General features: G+C 71.2%; 16 protein-coding genes. 10 read left to right on the top strand and 6 right to left on the bottom strand.

The features are described 5' to 3' along the window. Positions 1–207: 207 nt before the first annotated feature. Entirely contained in the window at positions 208–1,188 is a 981-nt protein-coding gene (locus ETD85_RS01555; protein ID WP_138687753.1) for an NAD-dependent epimerase/dehydratase family protein, read from the top strand. Between the two features lie 57 nt (positions 1,189–1,245). Here the strand turns inward: ETD85_RS01555 and ETD85_RS01550 are convergent, their stop codons facing one another. Next, positions 1,246–2,664, bottom strand: a complete 1,419-nt coding sequence (locus ETD85_RS01550; RefSeq protein ID WP_138687835.1) for an MFS transporter — start codon at positions 2,662–2,664, stop codon at positions 1,246–1,248. Positions 2,665–2,857: 193 nt separating this feature from the next. On the opposite strand from ETD85_RS01550, the gene ETD85_RS01545 reads away from it, so the two are divergent. Further along, a complete protein-coding gene (locus ETD85_RS01545) occupies positions 2,858–4,264 on the top strand; it encodes a purine-cytosine permease family protein (protein ID WP_138687752.1) in 1,407 nt (468 codons plus the stop codon). 94 nt (positions 4,265–4,358) lie between these two features. After that, a complete protein-coding gene (locus ETD85_RS01540; protein ID WP_138687751.1) occupies positions 4,359–4,838 on the top strand; it encodes a hypothetical protein in 480 nt (159 codons plus the stop codon). Positions 4,839–4,882: 44 nt separating this feature from the next. On the opposite strand, the gene ETD85_RS01535 is transcribed toward ETD85_RS01540, so the two are convergent. Next, a complete protein-coding gene (locus ETD85_RS01535; RefSeq protein WP_138687750.1) occupies positions 4,883–6,688 on the bottom strand; it encodes an alkyl/aryl-sulfatase in 1,806 nt (601 codons plus the stop codon). Positions 6,689–6,875: 187 nt separating this feature from the next. On the opposite strand from ETD85_RS01535, the gene ETD85_RS01530 reads away from it, so the two are divergent. After that, positions 6,876–7,814: a ribose-phosphate diphosphokinase gene (locus ETD85_RS01530; RefSeq protein ID WP_138687749.1), complete on the top strand. Its 939-nt coding sequence runs from the start codon at positions 6,876–6,878 to the stop codon at positions 7,812–7,814. Here ETD85_RS01530 and ETD85_RS01525 read toward each other — a convergent pair. Further along, positions 7,801–8,616, bottom strand: a complete 816-nt coding sequence (locus tag ETD85_RS01525; RefSeq protein WP_138687748.1) for an SDR family NAD(P)-dependent oxidoreductase — start codon at positions 8,614–8,616, stop codon at positions 7,801–7,803. The genes ETD85_RS01530 and ETD85_RS01525 overlap by 14 nt on opposite strands. A gap of 10 nt (positions 8,617–8,626) precedes the next feature. Between ETD85_RS01525 and ETD85_RS01520 the strand changes: the two genes are divergently transcribed. Beyond that, on the top strand, positions 8,627–9,367 hold the full coding sequence (locus ETD85_RS01520) for a nucleotidyltransferase domain-containing protein (protein ID WP_138687747.1): 741 nt from the start codon (positions 8,627–8,629) through the stop codon (positions 9,365–9,367). A gap of 81 nt (positions 9,368–9,448) precedes the next feature. Here the strand turns inward: ETD85_RS01520 and ETD85_RS01515 are convergent, their stop codons facing one another. Beyond that, a complete protein-coding gene (locus ETD85_RS01515) occupies positions 9,449–10,015 on the bottom strand; it encodes a TetR/AcrR family transcriptional regulator (protein WP_138687746.1) in 567 nt (188 codons plus the stop codon). 70 nt (positions 10,016–10,085) lie between these two features. Here ETD85_RS01515 and ETD85_RS01510 point away from each other — a divergent pair, with 70 nt between their 5' ends. The 3 genes from ETD85_RS01510 to ETD85_RS01500 are packed head-to-tail and all read left to right on the top strand — an operon-like array spanning position 10,086 to position 11,684. Further along, positions 10,086–10,715: an FMN-dependent NADH-azoreductase gene (locus ETD85_RS01510; RefSeq protein ID WP_138687745.1), complete on the top strand. Its 630-nt coding sequence runs from the start codon at positions 10,086–10,088 to the stop codon at positions 10,713–10,715. Further along, a complete protein-coding gene (locus ETD85_RS01505) occupies positions 10,712–11,026 on the top strand; it encodes a DMT family transporter (protein ID WP_138687744.1) in 315 nt (104 codons plus the stop codon). The genes ETD85_RS01510 and ETD85_RS01505 overlap by 4 nt, the downstream gene beginning before the upstream one ends. 19 nt (positions 11,027–11,045) lie before the next feature. Further along, complete coding sequence (locus tag ETD85_RS01500; RefSeq protein WP_138687743.1) at positions 11,046–11,684, top strand: maleylpyruvate isomerase N-terminal domain-containing protein; 639 nt, start codon at positions 11,046–11,048, stop codon at positions 11,682–11,684. 7 nt (positions 11,685–11,691) lie between these two features. Here ETD85_RS01500 and ETD85_RS01495 read toward each other — a convergent pair whose 3' ends face one another. After that, a complete protein-coding gene (locus ETD85_RS01495; protein WP_138687742.1) occupies positions 11,692–12,258 on the bottom strand; it encodes a TetR/AcrR family transcriptional regulator in 567 nt (188 codons plus the stop codon). 60 nt (positions 12,259–12,318) lie between these two features. Between ETD85_RS01495 and ETD85_RS01490 the strand changes: the two genes are divergently transcribed. Next, positions 12,319–13,494 (top strand): FAD-dependent monooxygenase, encoded by a 1,176-nt coding sequence (locus tag ETD85_RS01490; RefSeq protein WP_138687741.1) that lies wholly within the window; start codon positions 12,319–12,321, stop codon positions 13,492–13,494. Between the two features lie 59 nt (positions 13,495–13,553). Next, positions 13,554–14,378 (top strand): NAD(P)H-binding protein, encoded by an 825-nt coding sequence (locus tag ETD85_RS01485; protein ID WP_138687740.1) that lies wholly within the window; start codon positions 13,554–13,556, stop codon positions 14,376–14,378. Here the strand turns inward: ETD85_RS01485 and ETD85_RS01480 are convergent. Then, on the bottom strand, positions 14,339–15,484 hold the full coding sequence (locus ETD85_RS01480; RefSeq protein WP_138687739.1) for an alpha/beta hydrolase family protein: 1,146 nt from the start codon (positions 15,482–15,484) through the stop codon (positions 14,339–14,341). The two genes, ETD85_RS01485 and ETD85_RS01480, sit on opposite strands and share 40 nt — an antisense overlap. Positions 15,485–15,580 lie beyond the last annotated feature (96 nt).

Below are 15,580 nucleotides of genomic sequence, written 5' to 3'. Positions count from 1 at the left end.
GCGATCACTGTGTGTACATGATCCCGCCGAATTTTGCCCGGAGCGGCGCCCACTGGGGGCGTGCGTCGTCCGCTGAGGGCTTGCGTGTCGTCCGCTGAGGCCGTGCGCGTCATCCGCTGAGGGCTCGTGTGTCTTCCGCTGAGGGCGATTCTGCTGAGGGCGTGCTCGTCTTCCGCTCACGGGTCGCGGCGGCCAGGCTGGGGTGCCATGAAGGTCTTGGTGCTGGGCGGGACGGAGTTCGTGGGGCGGGCGTTCGCCCTGGAGGCGCTGGCGCTGGGCTGGGAGGTGACGACGGTCAACCGGGGCCGGCACGAGCCGGTCGAGGGCGTGACGGCGCTGCGCGGCGACCGGTCGGCGCCCGGCGGGCTGGCGGCGCTGGAGCGGGGCGAGTGGGACGTCGTGGTCGACACCTGGTCGTGGGCTCCGTCCGCGGTCAGGGACGCCGCCGCGCTGCTGGCCGACCGGGCCGGCCATTACGTCTACGTGTCCAGCAGGTCGGTCTACGCCGGGCCGGTGCCGTTCGGGGCGGACGAGAGCGCGCCGGTCGTGGCGGCGTCGGCCGATGACGGCGACGGCGACTACGCCAGGAACAAGGCGGGGGCGGAGCTGGGCGCGGTGGCCGCCTTCGGGAAGCGGGCCCTGCTGGCCAGGGCCGGGTTGATTCTCGGGCCCTACGAGAACATCGGGCGGCTGCCCTGGTGGCTGACCAGGATCGCCCGCGGCGGCCCCGTCCTGGCTCCCGCGCCCGGGGAGCTCGGGTTGCAGTACATCGACGCGCGTGACCTGGCCGCGTGGTGCCTGCGCGCGGCCGAGCAGGGCCTCGGCGGGGCTTATGACGTGGTGAGCCCGCCCGGCTTCACCACGATGCGCGAGCTGCTCGAAGCGTGCGTACAGGCGACGGGGTCGGACGCCGAGCTGCGCTGGGTGGCGGCGGAGCCGATCCTGGCCGCGGGCGTGCGGCCGTGGATCGACCTGCCGATCTGGCTGACGGGCGACGACTACGACTTCCTGCATGGGGCCGACGTGTCCAAGGCGGTGGCGGCGGGGCTGCGGTGCCGCCCGGTCATGGAGACGGTGGCCGACACGTGGGCGTGGCTGCGCGCCATCGGCGGCCAGGCGCCCATGCGCCCCGACCGCCCCGCGGTCGGCCTGGACCCGGCAGTGGAGGCGGCGCTGCTGGGCCGCTGAACCGGCCTCCGCCTACCGGCTGAGACGGCGCCACCGGCCCTCTGAGCCGGCCTCCGCCTACTGGCTGGTGCCGGTGGTGCGGTAGGTGCGGATGAGGTCGTAGACGGCGGCGGCCAGGGCGATGCAGATGGAGCTCAGCACCACGAGCAGGCCATGGCGGAACGCCGTGGCCCAGCCCTCGCTCAGCGAGCCGAAGAAGATCGTGCCCGCCGCCGCGATCCCGATGGCCGACCCCAGCCGCTGCCCCGTCTGCAGCACGCCCGCGGCGCTGCCCCCGCCCTCCGGCGGCACCTCGGACAACGTGATGGCCTGGTTGGGCGAGATGACCAGGCCGCTGCCCATGCCCGCGATCAGCAGCGGCAGCGCGGTGGCCAGGCCCACCTTGTCGCCGGGCACCAGCGCGGTCGCCGCCATCGTGGCCAGGAGGCCCACGATCACCGTGGTCAGCCCGAACGCCACCAGCCGCCGCCCGGCGCGGGAGACGAGCCGGCCGCCGACCACCGAGGCCGACGCCGAGCCCAGCGCGAACGGGGTGATCGACAGCCCCGCCATCAGCGCGCTGTAGTTGTGCCCGCTCTGCAGGTACAGCGTGAAGATGAAGAAGATCCCGGTGAATCCGGCGAAGTAGAACAGCGCGATGATCGACCCGAGGCTGTACGACCGCTTGCGGAACAGCGCGAGGGTCACCAGCGGCTCGCGCCAGTAGAACCGCTCCCACGTCACGAACCCGGCCAGCACCACCAGCGCGGCGGGGATGAGCAGCCACTTGGTCTCCCCCTCCCACTGGTGCCGCTGGATGAAGGGCAGCAGCAGGCCCGCCACGCCCACGCCGAGCAGCAGCACGCCCACCGGGTCGAGGCTCTCCCGCCGCCGCTCCTCGGTGCGGTCCGTGTGCTGCGGCGCCGGCAGCAGCTTCCTGGCCAGGGGCAGGAGCACGATCCCGATCGGCACGTTCACCAGGAACACCCATCGCCACCCGTGGTCGGGACCGAACGCGGTGACCAGCGCGCCGCCGATCAGCGGCCCCGCCGCCGTGGAGACCCCGATGGTGGCGCCGAGCGCGCCGAACGCCCGGCCCCGCTCGTGGCCGCGGAACATCTGCTGGATCAGGCCCGAGACCTGCGGGTTCACCATCCCGGCCGCGAGGCCCTGCACGAGCCTGGAGATGATGAGCACGTTCATGCTCCAGGCGAACCCGCACGCCGCGCTCGACAGCGTGAAGAGCACCACGCCCCACATGAAGATCGTCCGTCGGCTCCGCGCGTCCCCCAGCCGCCCGGCCGGGACCAGCAGCAGGCCGAACGTGAGCGCGTAGCCGGACAGCGTCCACTGCAGCCCGTCCTCCGTGGCGTGCAGCCCGTCGCGAATCGACGGCAGCGCGACGTTGACGATGCTCACGTCCAGCCCGGACATGAACGCCGCCGTCAGGCACACGGCCAGCGCACGCTTTCGGGTGTCGATCCCGGACGCCCCCATCACGGCCACTTCTGCACCCCACGGCGGCAGAAGACGGTACCGGCTACCGCATGAGAGTCATGTTTCCCCACAGGTCACGAAATAGAGCCCAGGAAGGATTTCTTTGCCCGCGCCCGGCCCGCGCCCGGCACTGACCGAAGCGTCCCCGCGACATAGGGTTCGTTTCTTCGCAGAAGCCGGGTAACGTCCGATCATGGACACGATGGCCGTCGAGCAGAACGGCATCAACGCGGTCCCCGAAGCCGAGCGCCACGGCCGGCCGAGGGATCTCTTCTGGCCCTGGGCGAGCTCCAACCTGTCGCTGTTCGGCATCGCGTTCGGGGTCTACATCGTCGGCCTCCACCTGGGCGTCCTGCCCGCGATCATCACCGGCGCCATCGGGTACGCGCTGTCGTTCCTGCTGGTCGGCCTGGTCGCGATCGGCGGCACGCGGTCGGGCGTGCCCACGATGACGCTGGGCCGGGCGCCGTTCGGCTACCAGGGCAACAAGCTGCCCGCGGCCTTCTCCTACATCTCGAACGTCGGCTGGGAGATCGTGCTCGTCACGCTCTCCGCGCAGGGCGGCAAGGAGATCCTCGCGCGCCTCGCGCCCGGCATCCCGGCCACGACGGCCACCGCGCTCTGCTTCGCCGTCGCCGCCGTCGTGGTGATCGCCGTCGGCGTGTACGGCCACGCCATGATCATGGCGGTGCAGCGCTACCTGACGTACGTGTTCGTCGTCCTGACCGTCGTCTACCTGGTGCTGATGGCGCCGAAGCTCGGCGTGTCACTGGAGAGCACGGCAGGCCCCGGCGAATGGACGGGCGCGATCATCTTCGCCATGACCCTGCTCGGCCTCGGCTGGGTCAACTGCGGCGCCGACTACTCCCGCTACCTGCCGTCGAGCTCCAGCCCGCGGTCGGTGGCCCTGTGGACGACGCTCGGGGGCGCGCTGCCGCCCATGGTGCTGCTCGTGTTCGGGGTGCTGCTGGCGGGCGGTGACCCCAAGCTGGCCGCGGACGCGGGCTCCGATCCGGTGGCGGCGCTGGCGGGGGCACTGCCGACCTGGTTCCTGCTGCCGTACCTGCTGACCGCCATCGGCGGCTTCCTGGCCGGGGCGATCATGGACATCTACTCGTCGGGGCTGTCGATGCTGGCGCTCGGCGTGCCCGTCAGGCGGCACTACGCCGTGCTGATCGACGGGGTGCTCATGGTGCTCGGCGGCTACTACCTGCTGTTCGTCTCCACCAGCTTCCTGGGCACCTTCCAGTCGTTCCTGGCGATCATCGGGGTGGTGATGGCCGCCTGGGTGGCGATCTTCCTGGTGGACATGTGGCGGCTGCGGGCCGGCGGCGCCTCCTACGACGAGCGGCTGCTGCGGCCCGGGGCGCCCGCGCTCAACCTGGCCGGGGTGGTGTCGCTGGTCGTGGCCTCGGTCGTGGGGATCGGGCTGATCACCTCGGCCGACCAGAACATCGCCAAGGTCGTCGGCTTCCTGATGAGCGCCGAGCTGGAGGCGAGCACGTTCGGGGCGGCGAACATCGGGGTGGTCATCGCGCTCGTGCTGGCGGGCCTGCTCTACTTCGCGATCACGGCCGTGACCCGGCGCAGGGCCGCCTGACCGCCCGAGCGGCGCGGCCGGATGGGCCGGCTTTGGCGGGCCGGAACGGTTGTTTTGGACGGCACCGCAAATCTGTGGTTACTGTTGGTCAGTAATGATGAACATTCCGTTGCGACTGCTGCGCTGGGCGGTGCACGTCACCGCCGGCGGGCTGCTCGTGATCGCCGTGCTCACCGCTCTTCGCGATGGCAACACCATGCAGGCGGCCGGGGGCGCGCTGCTCGGCCTGCTCTACGCGGCGGGCGCGCCGATCGGGCGCTGGTGGCCCCAGGCGAGACCGGTCTGGCTCGGGCTGGTGACGGCGGGGTGGGCGGTGCTGGCCGTGGGGGCGGCGCCGTTCGTGTGGCTGGCCTTTCCGCTGCTGTTCGCGTACCTGGACGTGCTGCCGTTGTGGGGGGCGATGTTCGGGGTGGGGGCGCTGACCTCAGCGGCGATCCTGGTGGCGGCCTGGCACGCGGGCGAGCTGACGCTGCCGCTGGTGGTCGGGCCCGGCGTCGGGGCCGTGGTGGTGACGTTGCTGGCCCTCGCCTGCAAGGCGCTGCACGCCGAGATGCGGGAACGCCGCCCAGACTGAGGACCGGGCCGTACGCCTCCGCCCCGGCGTGACAGCGCGGCCGGTCAGGCGGTGACGATGGCGAAGTCGGGGACCGGGACCGGGCGGTCGAGGACGGCGACCAGGCGCTGCAGCACCGTCGTGTCGCCCTCCCGTTCGACCCCTTCGACCCCCTTGCCCGCCAGCAGCCCCACGAGCTGTGCCTTCGTCAGCCGCAGGGTGAGGTCGGCGAGCTCGTCCCGCGGGTCCGCCTGCTGGATCAGCGCGCCGTTGGACAGCGTCGTGCGGTGCCGCCGCCCCAGATCCGTGAGGTGCCAGTCGATGGACAGGCGCTCGTGCCAGGCGCGCGGCCCGTTCACCCGGATGGCGATCGAGTCGAAGATCTGCTCCACGGTCAGTGCCGCGAACAGGTCGGGCGCGACGGACTCCAAGGTCGCGGGCACGATGCCGTCGGCGAGCTCCAGCGCGCCCATGAGGTAGAAGTTGCGCCAGGTCGCGTTCTCGGCCCCGTGGCCGAGCCGGGTGTAGACCTCGGCGAGCAGGTCCCTGGCCTCCTTGTTGCCCTCGTCGGCGAAGACGGCGTGGTTGAGTAGCTGGGCGGCGAAGCGCAGGTCGTTCTCGTCGATGTAGCGCCTGGCGAACGCGACCACCGCCGAGCCGCCCCCCAGGCACTCGACGTAGCGGATCGCGCTCTCCCTCGGCGGGTGCTCCCACAGGTGCGCCGGGTTGCCGTCGAACCAGCCCAGGTAACGCTGGTAGATGGCCTTGACGTTGTGGCTGACCGAGCCGTGATAGCCGTGCGTGTGCCAGGACTGCTCCAGCTCGGGCGGCATGTGCACGGCCTCGGCGATCTCGGCCGCCGTCAGCCCCTTGTTGATCAGCCGAAGCGTCTGGTCGTGCAGGTAGGCGTACATGTCGCGCTGCTGCTCCAGGAAGCGCACGATCGACTCGCGGCCCCAGGTGGGCCAGTGGTGCGAGGCGAAGGCGACGTCGGCGCGGTCGGCGAACAGGGCCACGGCCTCGGTCAGGTAGCGCGCCCAGACGCGGGCGTCGCGGACCTCGGCTCCGCGCAGGCTGAGCAGGTTGTGCTGGTTGTGGGTGGCGTTCTCGGCCAGGCAGAGGGCGCGGTGGGCGGGAAAGAGGATGTTCATCTCGGCGGGCGCCTCGGTGCCCGGCGTGGGCTGGAAGACGATGCTGACGCCGTCGACGAGCTCCTCGTGGCCCGTACGGACGACCTCGACCGTGGGCGGGATGAGCGACATGCTCCCCGTCGAGACCGTCATGCCCAGCCCGCAGCCGATCTGGCCCTCGGGCGAGCGCGACAGGGCGGGGCCGTAGAGGTAGACGGCGCGGCGGGTCATCGCGGGGCCCGCGTAGACGCTCTCGGACACCGCGTGCTCCATGAACCCGGCGGGGGCCAGGATCGGCACGTCTCCGTCGGTGACGCCGCGTACGCCGCCGAAGTGGTCGGAGTGCGAGTGGGTGTAGATGACGCCGGTGACCGGGCGGTCCCCGCGGTGGGCGCGATAGAGCTTGAGCGCGGCGGCGGCGCACTCGGTGGAGATCAGCGGGTCGATCACGATGACGCCCGTGGTGCCTTCGACCAGGGTCATGTTCGACAGGTCCAGGCCGCGTACCTGGTAGATGCCGTCGGTGACCTCGTACAGACCTTGTCTGGCGCACAGCTGGCCCTGCCGCCAGAGGCTCGGATGGGCGGTCTCAGGACATTCTTCCTGGAGGAATTCGTAGGAGTCGCTGTCCCATATGACCCTGCCGTCCGTCGTTTTGATCACTGCGGGGCTGAGCTTCGCGAGGAACCCTCGGTCCGCGTCTTCGAAGTCGCCCTTGTCGTGAAATGGAAGGTCTGCCATGCCTAACCGCATGCCCCAGATCCGAACCAGATAGCTCAATAAACGCCCCTATTAGCATGAATCTCGGGCAATAGGGACAAGAGTCACAAGCAGCTTTCCGGGGCCCGCCACAGGACGGCCCGCCCCGATCCGGGCCGCCGGGTCGCTCTCGTGCGGGCCGGGCGGGGGTGGCTATGCTTACGGAATCGTGCGAGACATCACGGTATTCAGCGGCAGCGCCCATCCGGAGCTTGCTGAGGAGATCTGCTCCCATCTGGGCACACGCCTGCACCCCGTCCAGCTCAACCGCTTCGCCAATGACGTCATCGAAGTGCAGCTCCAGGCCAACTGCCGCGAGCGTGACGTGTTCCTGATCCAGCCTCTGGTGCCGCCCGTGCAGGAGCACCTGGTCGAGCTGTTGCTGATGCTCGACGCGGCGCGCGGCGCGTCCGCGGCGCGAACCACCGTCGTCCTGCCGCATTATGCCTACGCCCGTTCCGACAAGAAGGACGCGCCGCGCATCTCCATCGGCGCGCGCCTGGTCGCCGACCTGATGGTGGCCGCGGGCGCCAGCCGGGTGCTGGCGATGACGCTGCACTCACCGCAGGTGCACGGCTTCTTCAGCGTGCCCGTCGATCACTTGCACGCGCTGCGGGAGCTGGCCGCCTATTTCCGCCAGTACGACCTGTCGAACACGGTCGTCGTCTCGCCCGACCTCGGCAACGCCAAGGAGGCCGCCCACTTCGCCCGCCTGCTCGGCACCGGCGTCGCGATGGGCGCCAAGCAGCGCTTCAGCGACGACCGGGTCGTGATCAGCTCCGTGATCGGCGAGGTGACCGGCAAGGACGTGATCGTCCTGGACGACGAGATCGCCAAGGGCAGCACGGTCATCGAGCTGCTCGACCGGCTGCGCGAGCAGCGCGTGCGGACGGTGCGGGTGGCCTGCACGCACGGGCTGTTCTCGGGCGGGGCGATCGAGCGGCTCAGCTCGCTGCCCGAGGTGGAGGAGATCGTCTGCACCAACACCGTGCCGCCGCCCAAGCCCAGTGACAAGCTCACCGTGCTGTCGATCGCACCCGCCCTGGCGGAGGCCATGCGCCGCATCCACGACGGCGAGTCGGTGAGCGCCCTGTTCAGTACATCCTGACGATCTGCCCGGTGACGCGCCTGCCCTGGTGCGAGGCCAGGAACGTGATCACCTCGGCCACCTCCTCCGGCTGGGCCACGCCGAGGAACACGGAGCTGTCGGCGACCGACTTCTCCACCTCGTCGTTGATCCAGCCGGTGTCGGTCACGGGCGGGTGGACCATGTTGGCCGTGACGCCGTAGGCGCGCAGCTCGTGTGCGGCCGACATCGTGTAGTTCTCCTGGGCCGCCTTCGCCGCGCCGTAGGACACCTCGGTCGGGAAGCCGCCGGGGCCGCCGGAGGTGAGGCCGATGATGCGGCCCCAGGACGCGCCGCGCTCGACGTGCCGCCGGGCGAACTCGGCGATCAGCAGGGCGGGCGCGCGCACGTCCACCGCGAACTGCCGGTCGTGCGTCTCGGCGTCCACCGGCCTGAGCGCGCGGCCGAAGCCGTCGCGCGCGCTGGGCGAGAAGGTGTCGCTCAGCCAGCCGCTGGCGTTGTTGACCAGGATGTCCACCGGGCCGAGCGCCTTCTCGGCCTGGTCGAACAGGGCTTTCGGGGTCTCGGGATCGGCCAGGTCCGCCTCGGCGGACTCAGCGGTGCCGCCGGCCGCGCGGATGCGGCCGACCACCTCGCCGGCGTCACCGCCGCGGACCTGGTCGTAGACCGCAGGGTGGGCCGGATCGTGCAGCGGGGCCAGGCGCTTGTAGGTCACGAACACGGAGACGCCTTCCGCGGCGAGCGCGATGGCGGTGGCCGCGCCTATGCCCTGATTGGCACCCGTGACCAGCGCGACTTTCCCACTCAGCCGGGTATCGATCATAGTGGCCATCATGCACGCAGCGACTGACCACCTGCTACGTCTTTTTCTGGAACGTGTCGAACCGGTCGTGCCCCTGGTCGCCCTGTGGGCCCACGGCTCGCTGGCGGCGGGTGACTACCAGCCGGGCAGGAGCGACCTCGACCTGATCGCCGTCCTGGACGAGCCGGTGACGATGGAGCAGTGGCGGCGGATCAAGGCCGTGCACCGGGGGATCGACTCGCCCCTGGCGGCCAAGCTGCACTGCTCGTACATGGCCAGGCAGGAGCTGGCGGATCTGGGCGCCGAGCACGTGACGTGGGCGCACGAGCAGATCTTCCGCCGTCCGGTCACCGCGGTCACGCGGCGCGAGCTGCACCAGGGCGCGCGGGTGCTGTCGGGCCCGCCGCCCGCCGGGCTGCTGCCCGAGGTGTCCGACCAGGAACTGAGCGACTTCGTCCGGGCGGACCTGCGGGACTACTGGCTGGAGAAGACGCGGGGCCGGCGGCGGTGGCTGCGCGACATCTGGGTGGATCTGGGCATGGTCACGGTCGCCAGGGCCACGGTCACGCTGAGGGACGGGCGGCTGATCAGCAAGCGGGAGGCGCTCGACGTGCTGGCCGAGCTGGGCGCGCCGGAGGTCGTGGTGGCCGGCGTGCGGGCCCGCCGGTACGACACGCCCGCCCCGGTGCTGAGCCGGTTCAGGAGGGGCCGGCTCGCTCGCGCCTTCATCCGGTCCGCGATCCTCAAGGCCCTGAGCGAGACCCCCGCCTGAGGCCCGGCACCACCTAAGCGCGCGGCTTCACGAAAGCGCGCGGCGTCACGTCAGCGCCCGGCGTCACGTAAGCGCGCGCGGTCACCCGGCGGCGCGGCCCGGGTGCAGGGTGGCCGTCAGGGTGCTCAGGGCGTCGGTGATCTGCTCCGGGGTCAGGCCGAGGGTGTCGCGCTGGAAGCCGTACACCTCGGGGGCCAGCGGGGCGAGCAGGACGTCCACCAGGGCGTCCGGGTGCGGCGTCCCGGCCGCGACCAGGAGCGCGCGCACATGCGCCCGCCAGAACCCGTACGCGCCCGTCTCGAAGCGCGAGCGCCCCACCTCCGTGCCGAGCACCAGGTGGGAGTGGTCCTCCAGCAGGCGCACCATGGCCGCGTAGAAGGCGGCCAGCCGCTCGGCGGGCGGCGCTCCCGGGCCGAGCGGCGGATCGCCGCGGATCAGCCGCTCCTGCAGCGCCCGCTCGTGCTCGTCGAGCAGCGCCACCGCGATCGACGCCCGGTCGGGGTAACGGCGGTAGAGCGTCCCCCGGCCCACGCCGGCCTTGCGCGCGATGTCCTCCATCGTCACCTCCTGCGGGGGTTTCTCGGCGAACAGCAGGGCGGCGGCCTCAAGGATCCTGGCGCGGTTGCGCGCGGCGTCGGCTCTCTCCATGCACTCATTGTATGTGGACGATCCGTCCGGTTATAGTGAAGCGGACACGACGTCCACTTAAGGAGAGATCATGCTGCTGCACCTTGACGCCAGCGCGCGGCGCGCGGGCTCGTTCTCGCGCCGGCTGTCGGCCCGGTACGCCGAGACCTGGCGCGCCGCCCACCCCGGCCACGGATACGCCTACCGCGACCTGGCCGCGCAGCCGGTGCCGCACATCAGCGAGGCCTGGACCGAGCTGTGCGACTACGTCCTGGAACACGAGATCACCGACATCTCCCGCTACCGGGAGGCGGTGCGCACGCCCGCCCAGCGCGAGGCGTGGGACGTCCTGGCGCCGCTGCTCGACGAGGTCGTGGCGGCGGAGGTGATCCTGATCGGCACGCCGATGTACAACTACTCGATCCCGTCCGCGCTGAAGGCCTGGCTCGACCAGATCACCTTTCCCAGGATGTCGCTGGCCGGGCGCTCGTTCGTGGTGACGGGAGCGCGCGGAGGCGCGTACGGGCCGGGCACGCCCCGCGAGCCGTACGACCACGAGGAGCGCTTCCTCCGCGACTTCTTCAAGGGGCACTTCCGGGTCGAGGACGTGACGTTCGTGCACGCCGAGCTGGTCAACGCCCGGCTCGACCCGGCGCTGGCGCACCTGCGCGCCCAGCACGAGGAGTCACTGGCGGCGGCGCTCAAGGAGGTCTCACGATGAACTGGCTGATCCTGACGCTGGCCGGGCTCATCGAGGTGGCCTGGTCGCAGAGCATCAAGCCGACGCAGGGCTTCACCAGGCCGCTGCCCACGCTCATCTCCCTGGCCCTGATGGCCGCCGCGGTCTGGCTGCTGTCGCAGGCCATGAACACCCTGCCCGTCGGCACCGCGTACGCCGTCTTCACCGGGATCGGCGCGGTCGGCGCGATCACGCTCGGCATCCTGGTCAACGACGACCCCGTCTCACTGGGCAGGATGGCCGCGCTCGCGCTCATAGTCGGAGGGATAGTCTTGGCGCGAGTTACCACCTGAACCAGGGGAAGGGCGACAAATGGGGGAAATAAGGCAGTCCTATCTGGTGGCCGCGAGCTCGGCGGTGTCGCTCCTCCGCGACCCGGTCGTGAAGGCGGCATGGGACAAGCCGAGCGCGCTCACCGAGTTCACCGTCGCGGGGCTGGCCGGGCACCTGGCCCACCAGCTCGTCAGGGTCGGGGAGGTGCTGGCCCCGAACGACGAGGTCCAGGAGCCCATCGAGCTCATCGAGCACTACACGAGGTCGCCGTGGGTGCAGGCCGGCCTCGACCACGAGAGCAACGTCGGCATCCGGCGGGCCGGCGAGGCCTCGGCGGCGGCCGGACCCGACGCGCTGGTCGGCAACGCGCAGTCGCTGCTCGACCAGCAGCTCGCCGCCCTGCCCGTGGAGCCGGCCGGCCGGGTCGTCTTCGTGCGGTCGTCCGGCTGGTCGCTGCGGCTCGACGACTTCCTGCTCACCCGGCTGGTGGAGCTGGTCGTGCACTCCGACGACCTGGCGGCCAGCGTGGGCGTGGAGACGCCCGAGCTGCCATCGGCGGTCATCGGCCCCGTGGTCGAGCTGCTGGCCAGGCTGGCCGTACACCGCCACGGCGCGACGGCGGTCATCCGCGCCCTGAGCAGGGCCGAACGCGCCCCCGCGACGATAAGCGCCTTCTAGACCCCGCTCAGGAGGCGATCATGCGCAGGGCCGCGACCACCTCTCGGCCCGACAACGCGCTGCCGGGATCGAGCAGCCACTGTGACAGGAACCCCGTCAGCATGGCCTGATAGACGGTCCCGGTCAGGCGCGCCCGCTCCGGGTCGCTCCCCGGCTCGATGCCCTCGAACAGCTCGGCGAGCCCCAGCCTGGCCTCCTGGATGCCCTGTACGAGCTGCTCGCGCACCTCCGGCACGTGGTCGATCTGCCCGAGCAGCTCGAACTGCGTCACCCACAGCGGCCGCAGCCGCGCGAACGACTCCACCACCCGGTCCCAGGCCGCCTCGAACCGCTCCAGCGGCGTGGCCTCCGCCTTCACCTCGCCCGCCAGGGTCGCCGCCAGCTCGTCGCCCCACTCCTGCATGGCCGCGAACAGCGCCTCGTTCATCAGCGCTTCCTTCGACTTGAAGTGATAGCCGATGCCCGCCAGGCTCACGCCCGAAGCGTTGGCTATGTCACGCGCCGTCGTACGCGAGTAGCCCTTCTCGATCAGGCACCGCTTCGCCCCGGCCAGCAGATCTTCCCTGTTTCCCATAATCAGAGATTAGCACAATCGTCCTAGACAAGCGTCTGAGACAGATGTACCGTCATCGGCATGACGAACATTCTCATCTCCGGAGCGAGCATCGCCGGCACCACCACCGCCTACTGGCTGCGCCGCCACGGCTGCACCGTCACCGTGGTCGAGCGCGCCCCCGCGATCCGCGAAGGCGGCTACAAGGTGGACATCCGCGGCGCGGCGCTCACGGTGATCGAGCGTATGGGCCTCCTGGACGCGGTCCGCGCCAGGAGCACGGACATGCGGATCGCCACCCACTACGACGCCAGGGGCCGGCGCGTCGCGACACTGGACGCCGACCTGTTCGGCGGCCGCACGGGCGGCGACCTGGAGATCATGCGCGGCGACCTCAACGAGCTGCTGTACGACCTGACCCGCGACGACGTCGAGTACGTCTTCGACGACTCCATCACCGCCATCGCCGAGGACGGCACGGTCACGTTCGAGCGCTCGGAGCCGCGCAAGTTCGACCTCGTCGTCGGGGCCGACGGCGCCCACTCCAACACCCGGCGGATCGCCTTCGGCGAGGAGTCGGGCTTCGCCCGCGACCTCGGCTACTACATCTCCATCTGCTCGGTGCCCAACACGCTGGGCCTGGACCGCGAGGAGGCCGTGCACGCCGCCCCCGGCAGGACCGCGAACGTCTACAGCACCCGCCAGGACAGTGGCGCCAAGGCGCTGTTCATGTGGTCGTCGCCGCCGCTCGACTACGACCACCGCGACGTGACCGGCCAGAAGGAGCTGCTCACGCGGGCCATGGACGGGTCGGGCTGGCAGGTGCCGGCACTGCTCGAAGCCGTGCGCGACGCCAACGACTTCTACTTCGACTCGGTCACCCAGATCCACATGGACCGCTGGTCGAAGGGACGCGTCGTGCTCGTGGGCGACGCGGGCTACTGCGCCTCCCCCGCATCGGGGCAGGGCACGAGCCTGGCGCTCGTGGGGGCGTACGTGCTGGCGGGCGAGCTGGCCGCGGGCGGCGGGACGGACGGGTACGAGCGCGAGCTGCGCGCGTTCGTCGAGGCCAACCAGGCGCTCGGGCCGGCCAACGTCAAGGGCATGGTCATCGGGTCGCGCGCGGCCCTGTGGTTCCAGACGAGGATGATCAGGCTGCTCCCCCACCTGCCCGGCCGCGACCGCATGATCGAGCGGGTCGCCGGGCCCATCGCGCGGGCCGCGAACGCCATCACGCTCAAGCAATACAGGGAATGAAGCGTTCCGTTCTGCTACAATAAGAGCAGAACGTTCCGTTCCAAGCAAAGGGGTTCGCCATGACCATCCTCGTCACCGGTGCCACCGGAACCGTCGGCCGTCTCGTCGTCGAGGAGCTCCTCGCGGCCGGGCAGCAGGTGCGGGCCCTGACCAGGAACCCGGCCAAGGCCGGCCTGCCCGAGGGCGTCGAGGTCGTCGCCGGAGACCTCGCGGAGCCCGCCTCCGTGGCCGCCGCCTTCGAGGGCGTCACCGCAGTCCACTTCATCAACTTCGCGGGCGACGACTACGCGCCCCTTCCCGACGGCGCACGGCTCGTCGAGCTGGCCGTCAAGGAAGGCGTACGGCGCGCCACGGTGCTCGGCGGCCGCGAGGACGGCGCGCTCGAGCAGGCGCTGGCCGCCACCGACATCGAGTGGACGCTGCTGCACCCCGTCGAGTTCATGTCCAACACGCTGCGCTGGTGGGCGCACACGGTCCGGACCGAAGGCGTCATCAAGGAGCCGTTCGGCCGGCGGCTGAGCGCGCTGGTGCACGAGCGCGACATCGCCGCCGTGGCCGCGACGGTGCTGGTCGAAGGGGGCCACGGCGGCAGGACGTACACGCTGACCGGGCCCGAGGCGATCACGCTCAAGGAGAAGGTGGCGATCCTCGGGGCGTCGATCGGCCAGGACGTGGAGTTCGTGGAGCTGACGGTGGAGGAGGCCAGGGCCAAGTGGGCGGCCGACGGCATGGGTGAGGAGACCATCGAGTTCCTCGTCGGCGCGCTCGGCGACACCCCCGAGGTCGGCTACACGGTGGTCCCGACCGTGCGTGAGGTCACCGGCCGGGACGCGCGCAGCTTCGCTCAGTGGGCCGAGGAGAACGCCGACGCGTTCCGCGCCTGATCGGTGACCTCGGGGAAGTCCGCGACGGGAGTCCGCTTGCCCAGCAGGTGCCGGTCGAGGAACGCGGCCAGGTGCGCGCGGGTGATCCGCAGCGCCCGCCTGCCGTCGAGCTCCTGCGCGGGGATGCCGAGCGCGGGCCTGAGCACGGCGTAGTCCACGAACGCCGAGTGGTCGGTGCCCGCCACGGTGATCCAGCGCTTCCAGCCCGTCAGGTTGGCCCAGGACGGCGCCCACGACTCGTCGGAGCCGCCCGGCGTGTGGCTGGGCGACCCGATCATCAGGAACGGCCGGTCGAGCGGCGCCACGATCGGGTTGAACGTGCCGTCCAGGTTCACCCCCGCCTTCACCCGGCGGTCGGCGAGCATGGTCTGGGCGGCGCTGTTGCCGCCCATCGAGTGGCCGGCCATGGCGATCGCCGAGCGGTCGATCACCTTGCCCCACCGGCTCCTGGTCAGCTCGTCGAGCACGAACCGCACGTCCACCACCCGGCTCGCGGCCACCTTGGCGCCGTCCTGGCCCTTCACGCAGGCCAGGCAGGAGGTGGTGCGGCCGTCGGGGAACGTGGTGGCGACCGACTCGTAGGTGTGCTCCACCGCGGCGACCAGGTATCCCCTGCTGGCGAGGTCCTCGGCCAGCGAGGTGAGGGTGGCGCGGGGGAAGCTGAAGCCGGGCGACAGGACGACCAGCGGCAGGCCGCCCTTGGCGGTCCGCACGGGAGCGCCGAGCCGGGCGTGCGTCCTGGTCCTGGTGAGCGCGTCAGGCTCGACGCCCTCCAGGCCGGGGACCTGCTTCAGGATCGCGGCGGACTCCTGCGGGCTCACGTAAGGGGCGGGCTTCCCGGTGGCCCGCTTGGCCGGGTACCAGAGCGAGACCATGAGCTCGCGCTTGTCCGCCTCGGGGTTCCACGGGTCCCGGCGACCGGCGTCGACCAGGTACAGGCTCGTCGTGCCGACGGGCTTGGCGCCGGTCGGCGCGGGCAACGCGAGCTCGGGGGCGGCGGTCCGGGTCGCACCAGTCTGGGGTGCGGCGCCAGCCTGGGCGTGCGCCTGGATCGCGCCGGACAGGACGATCAATGACAGGGCTGAGACAGCCACGGTTCTACGCATGGGACCAGGCTGGCGGCCGGGCGGGCCCGACCGTCCGCCCCGATCGTCGACCGGCTTCTACTACTTTCGTCGTAAAGCCTTTTTGCGGCCGGCCCA

The sequence above is a fragment of the Nonomuraea zeae genome (assembly GCF_005889725.1).
GTDB classification, from domain to species: Bacteria; Actinomycetota; Actinomycetes; order Streptosporangiales; family Streptosporangiaceae; genus Nonomuraea; species Nonomuraea zeae.
This window is presented reverse-complemented; position numbering and strand designations above follow the sequence as displayed.

Coding starts and splice junctions, on each gene's coding strand:
- ETD85_RS01555 (WP_138687753.1), top strand. CDS start 208: ATGAAGGTCTTGGTGCTGGGCGGGACGGAGTTCGTGGGGCGGGCGTTC.
- ETD85_RS01550 (WP_138687835.1), bottom strand. CDS start 2,664: ATGGGGGCGTCCGGGATCGACACCCGAAAGCGTGCGCTGGCCGTGTGC.
- ETD85_RS01545 (WP_138687752.1), top strand. CDS start 2,858: ATGGACACGATGGCCGTCGAGCAGAACGGCATCAACGCGGTCCCCGAA.
- ETD85_RS01540 (WP_138687751.1), top strand. CDS start 4,359: ATGATGAACATTCCGTTGCGACTGCTGCGCTGGGCGGTGCACGTCACC.
- ETD85_RS01535 (WP_138687750.1), bottom strand. CDS start 6,688: ATGGCAGACCTTCCATTTCACGACAAGGGCGACTTCGAAGACGCGGAC.
- ETD85_RS01525 (WP_138687748.1), bottom strand. CDS start 8,616: ATGATCGATACCCGGCTGAGTGGGAAAGTCGCGCTGGTCACGGGTGCC.
- ETD85_RS01520 (WP_138687747.1), top strand. CDS start 8,627: ATGCACGCAGCGACTGACCACCTGCTACGTCTTTTTCTGGAACGTGTC.
- ETD85_RS01515 (WP_138687746.1), bottom strand. CDS start 10,015: ATGGAGAGAGCCGACGCCGCGCGCAACCGCGCCAGGATCCTTGAGGCC.
- ETD85_RS01510 (WP_138687745.1), top strand. CDS start 10,086: ATGCTGCTGCACCTTGACGCCAGCGCGCGGCGCGCGGGCTCGTTCTCG.
- ETD85_RS01505 (WP_138687744.1), top strand. CDS start 10,712: ATGAACTGGCTGATCCTGACGCTGGCCGGGCTCATCGAGGTGGCCTGG.
- ETD85_RS01500 (WP_138687743.1), top strand. CDS start 11,046: ATGGGGGAAATAAGGCAGTCCTATCTGGTGGCCGCGAGCTCGGCGGTG.
- ETD85_RS01495 (WP_138687742.1), bottom strand. CDS start 12,258: ATGGGAAACAGGGAAGATCTGCTGGCCGGGGCGAAGCGGTGCCTGATC.
- ETD85_RS01490 (WP_138687741.1), top strand. CDS start 12,319: ATGACGAACATTCTCATCTCCGGAGCGAGCATCGCCGGCACCACCACC.
- ETD85_RS01485 (WP_138687740.1), top strand. CDS start 13,554: ATGACCATCCTCGTCACCGGTGCCACCGGAACCGTCGGCCGTCTCGTC.
- ETD85_RS01480 (WP_138687739.1), bottom strand. CDS start 15,484: ATGCGTAGAACCGTGGCTGTCTCAGCCCTGTCATTGATCGTCCTGTCC.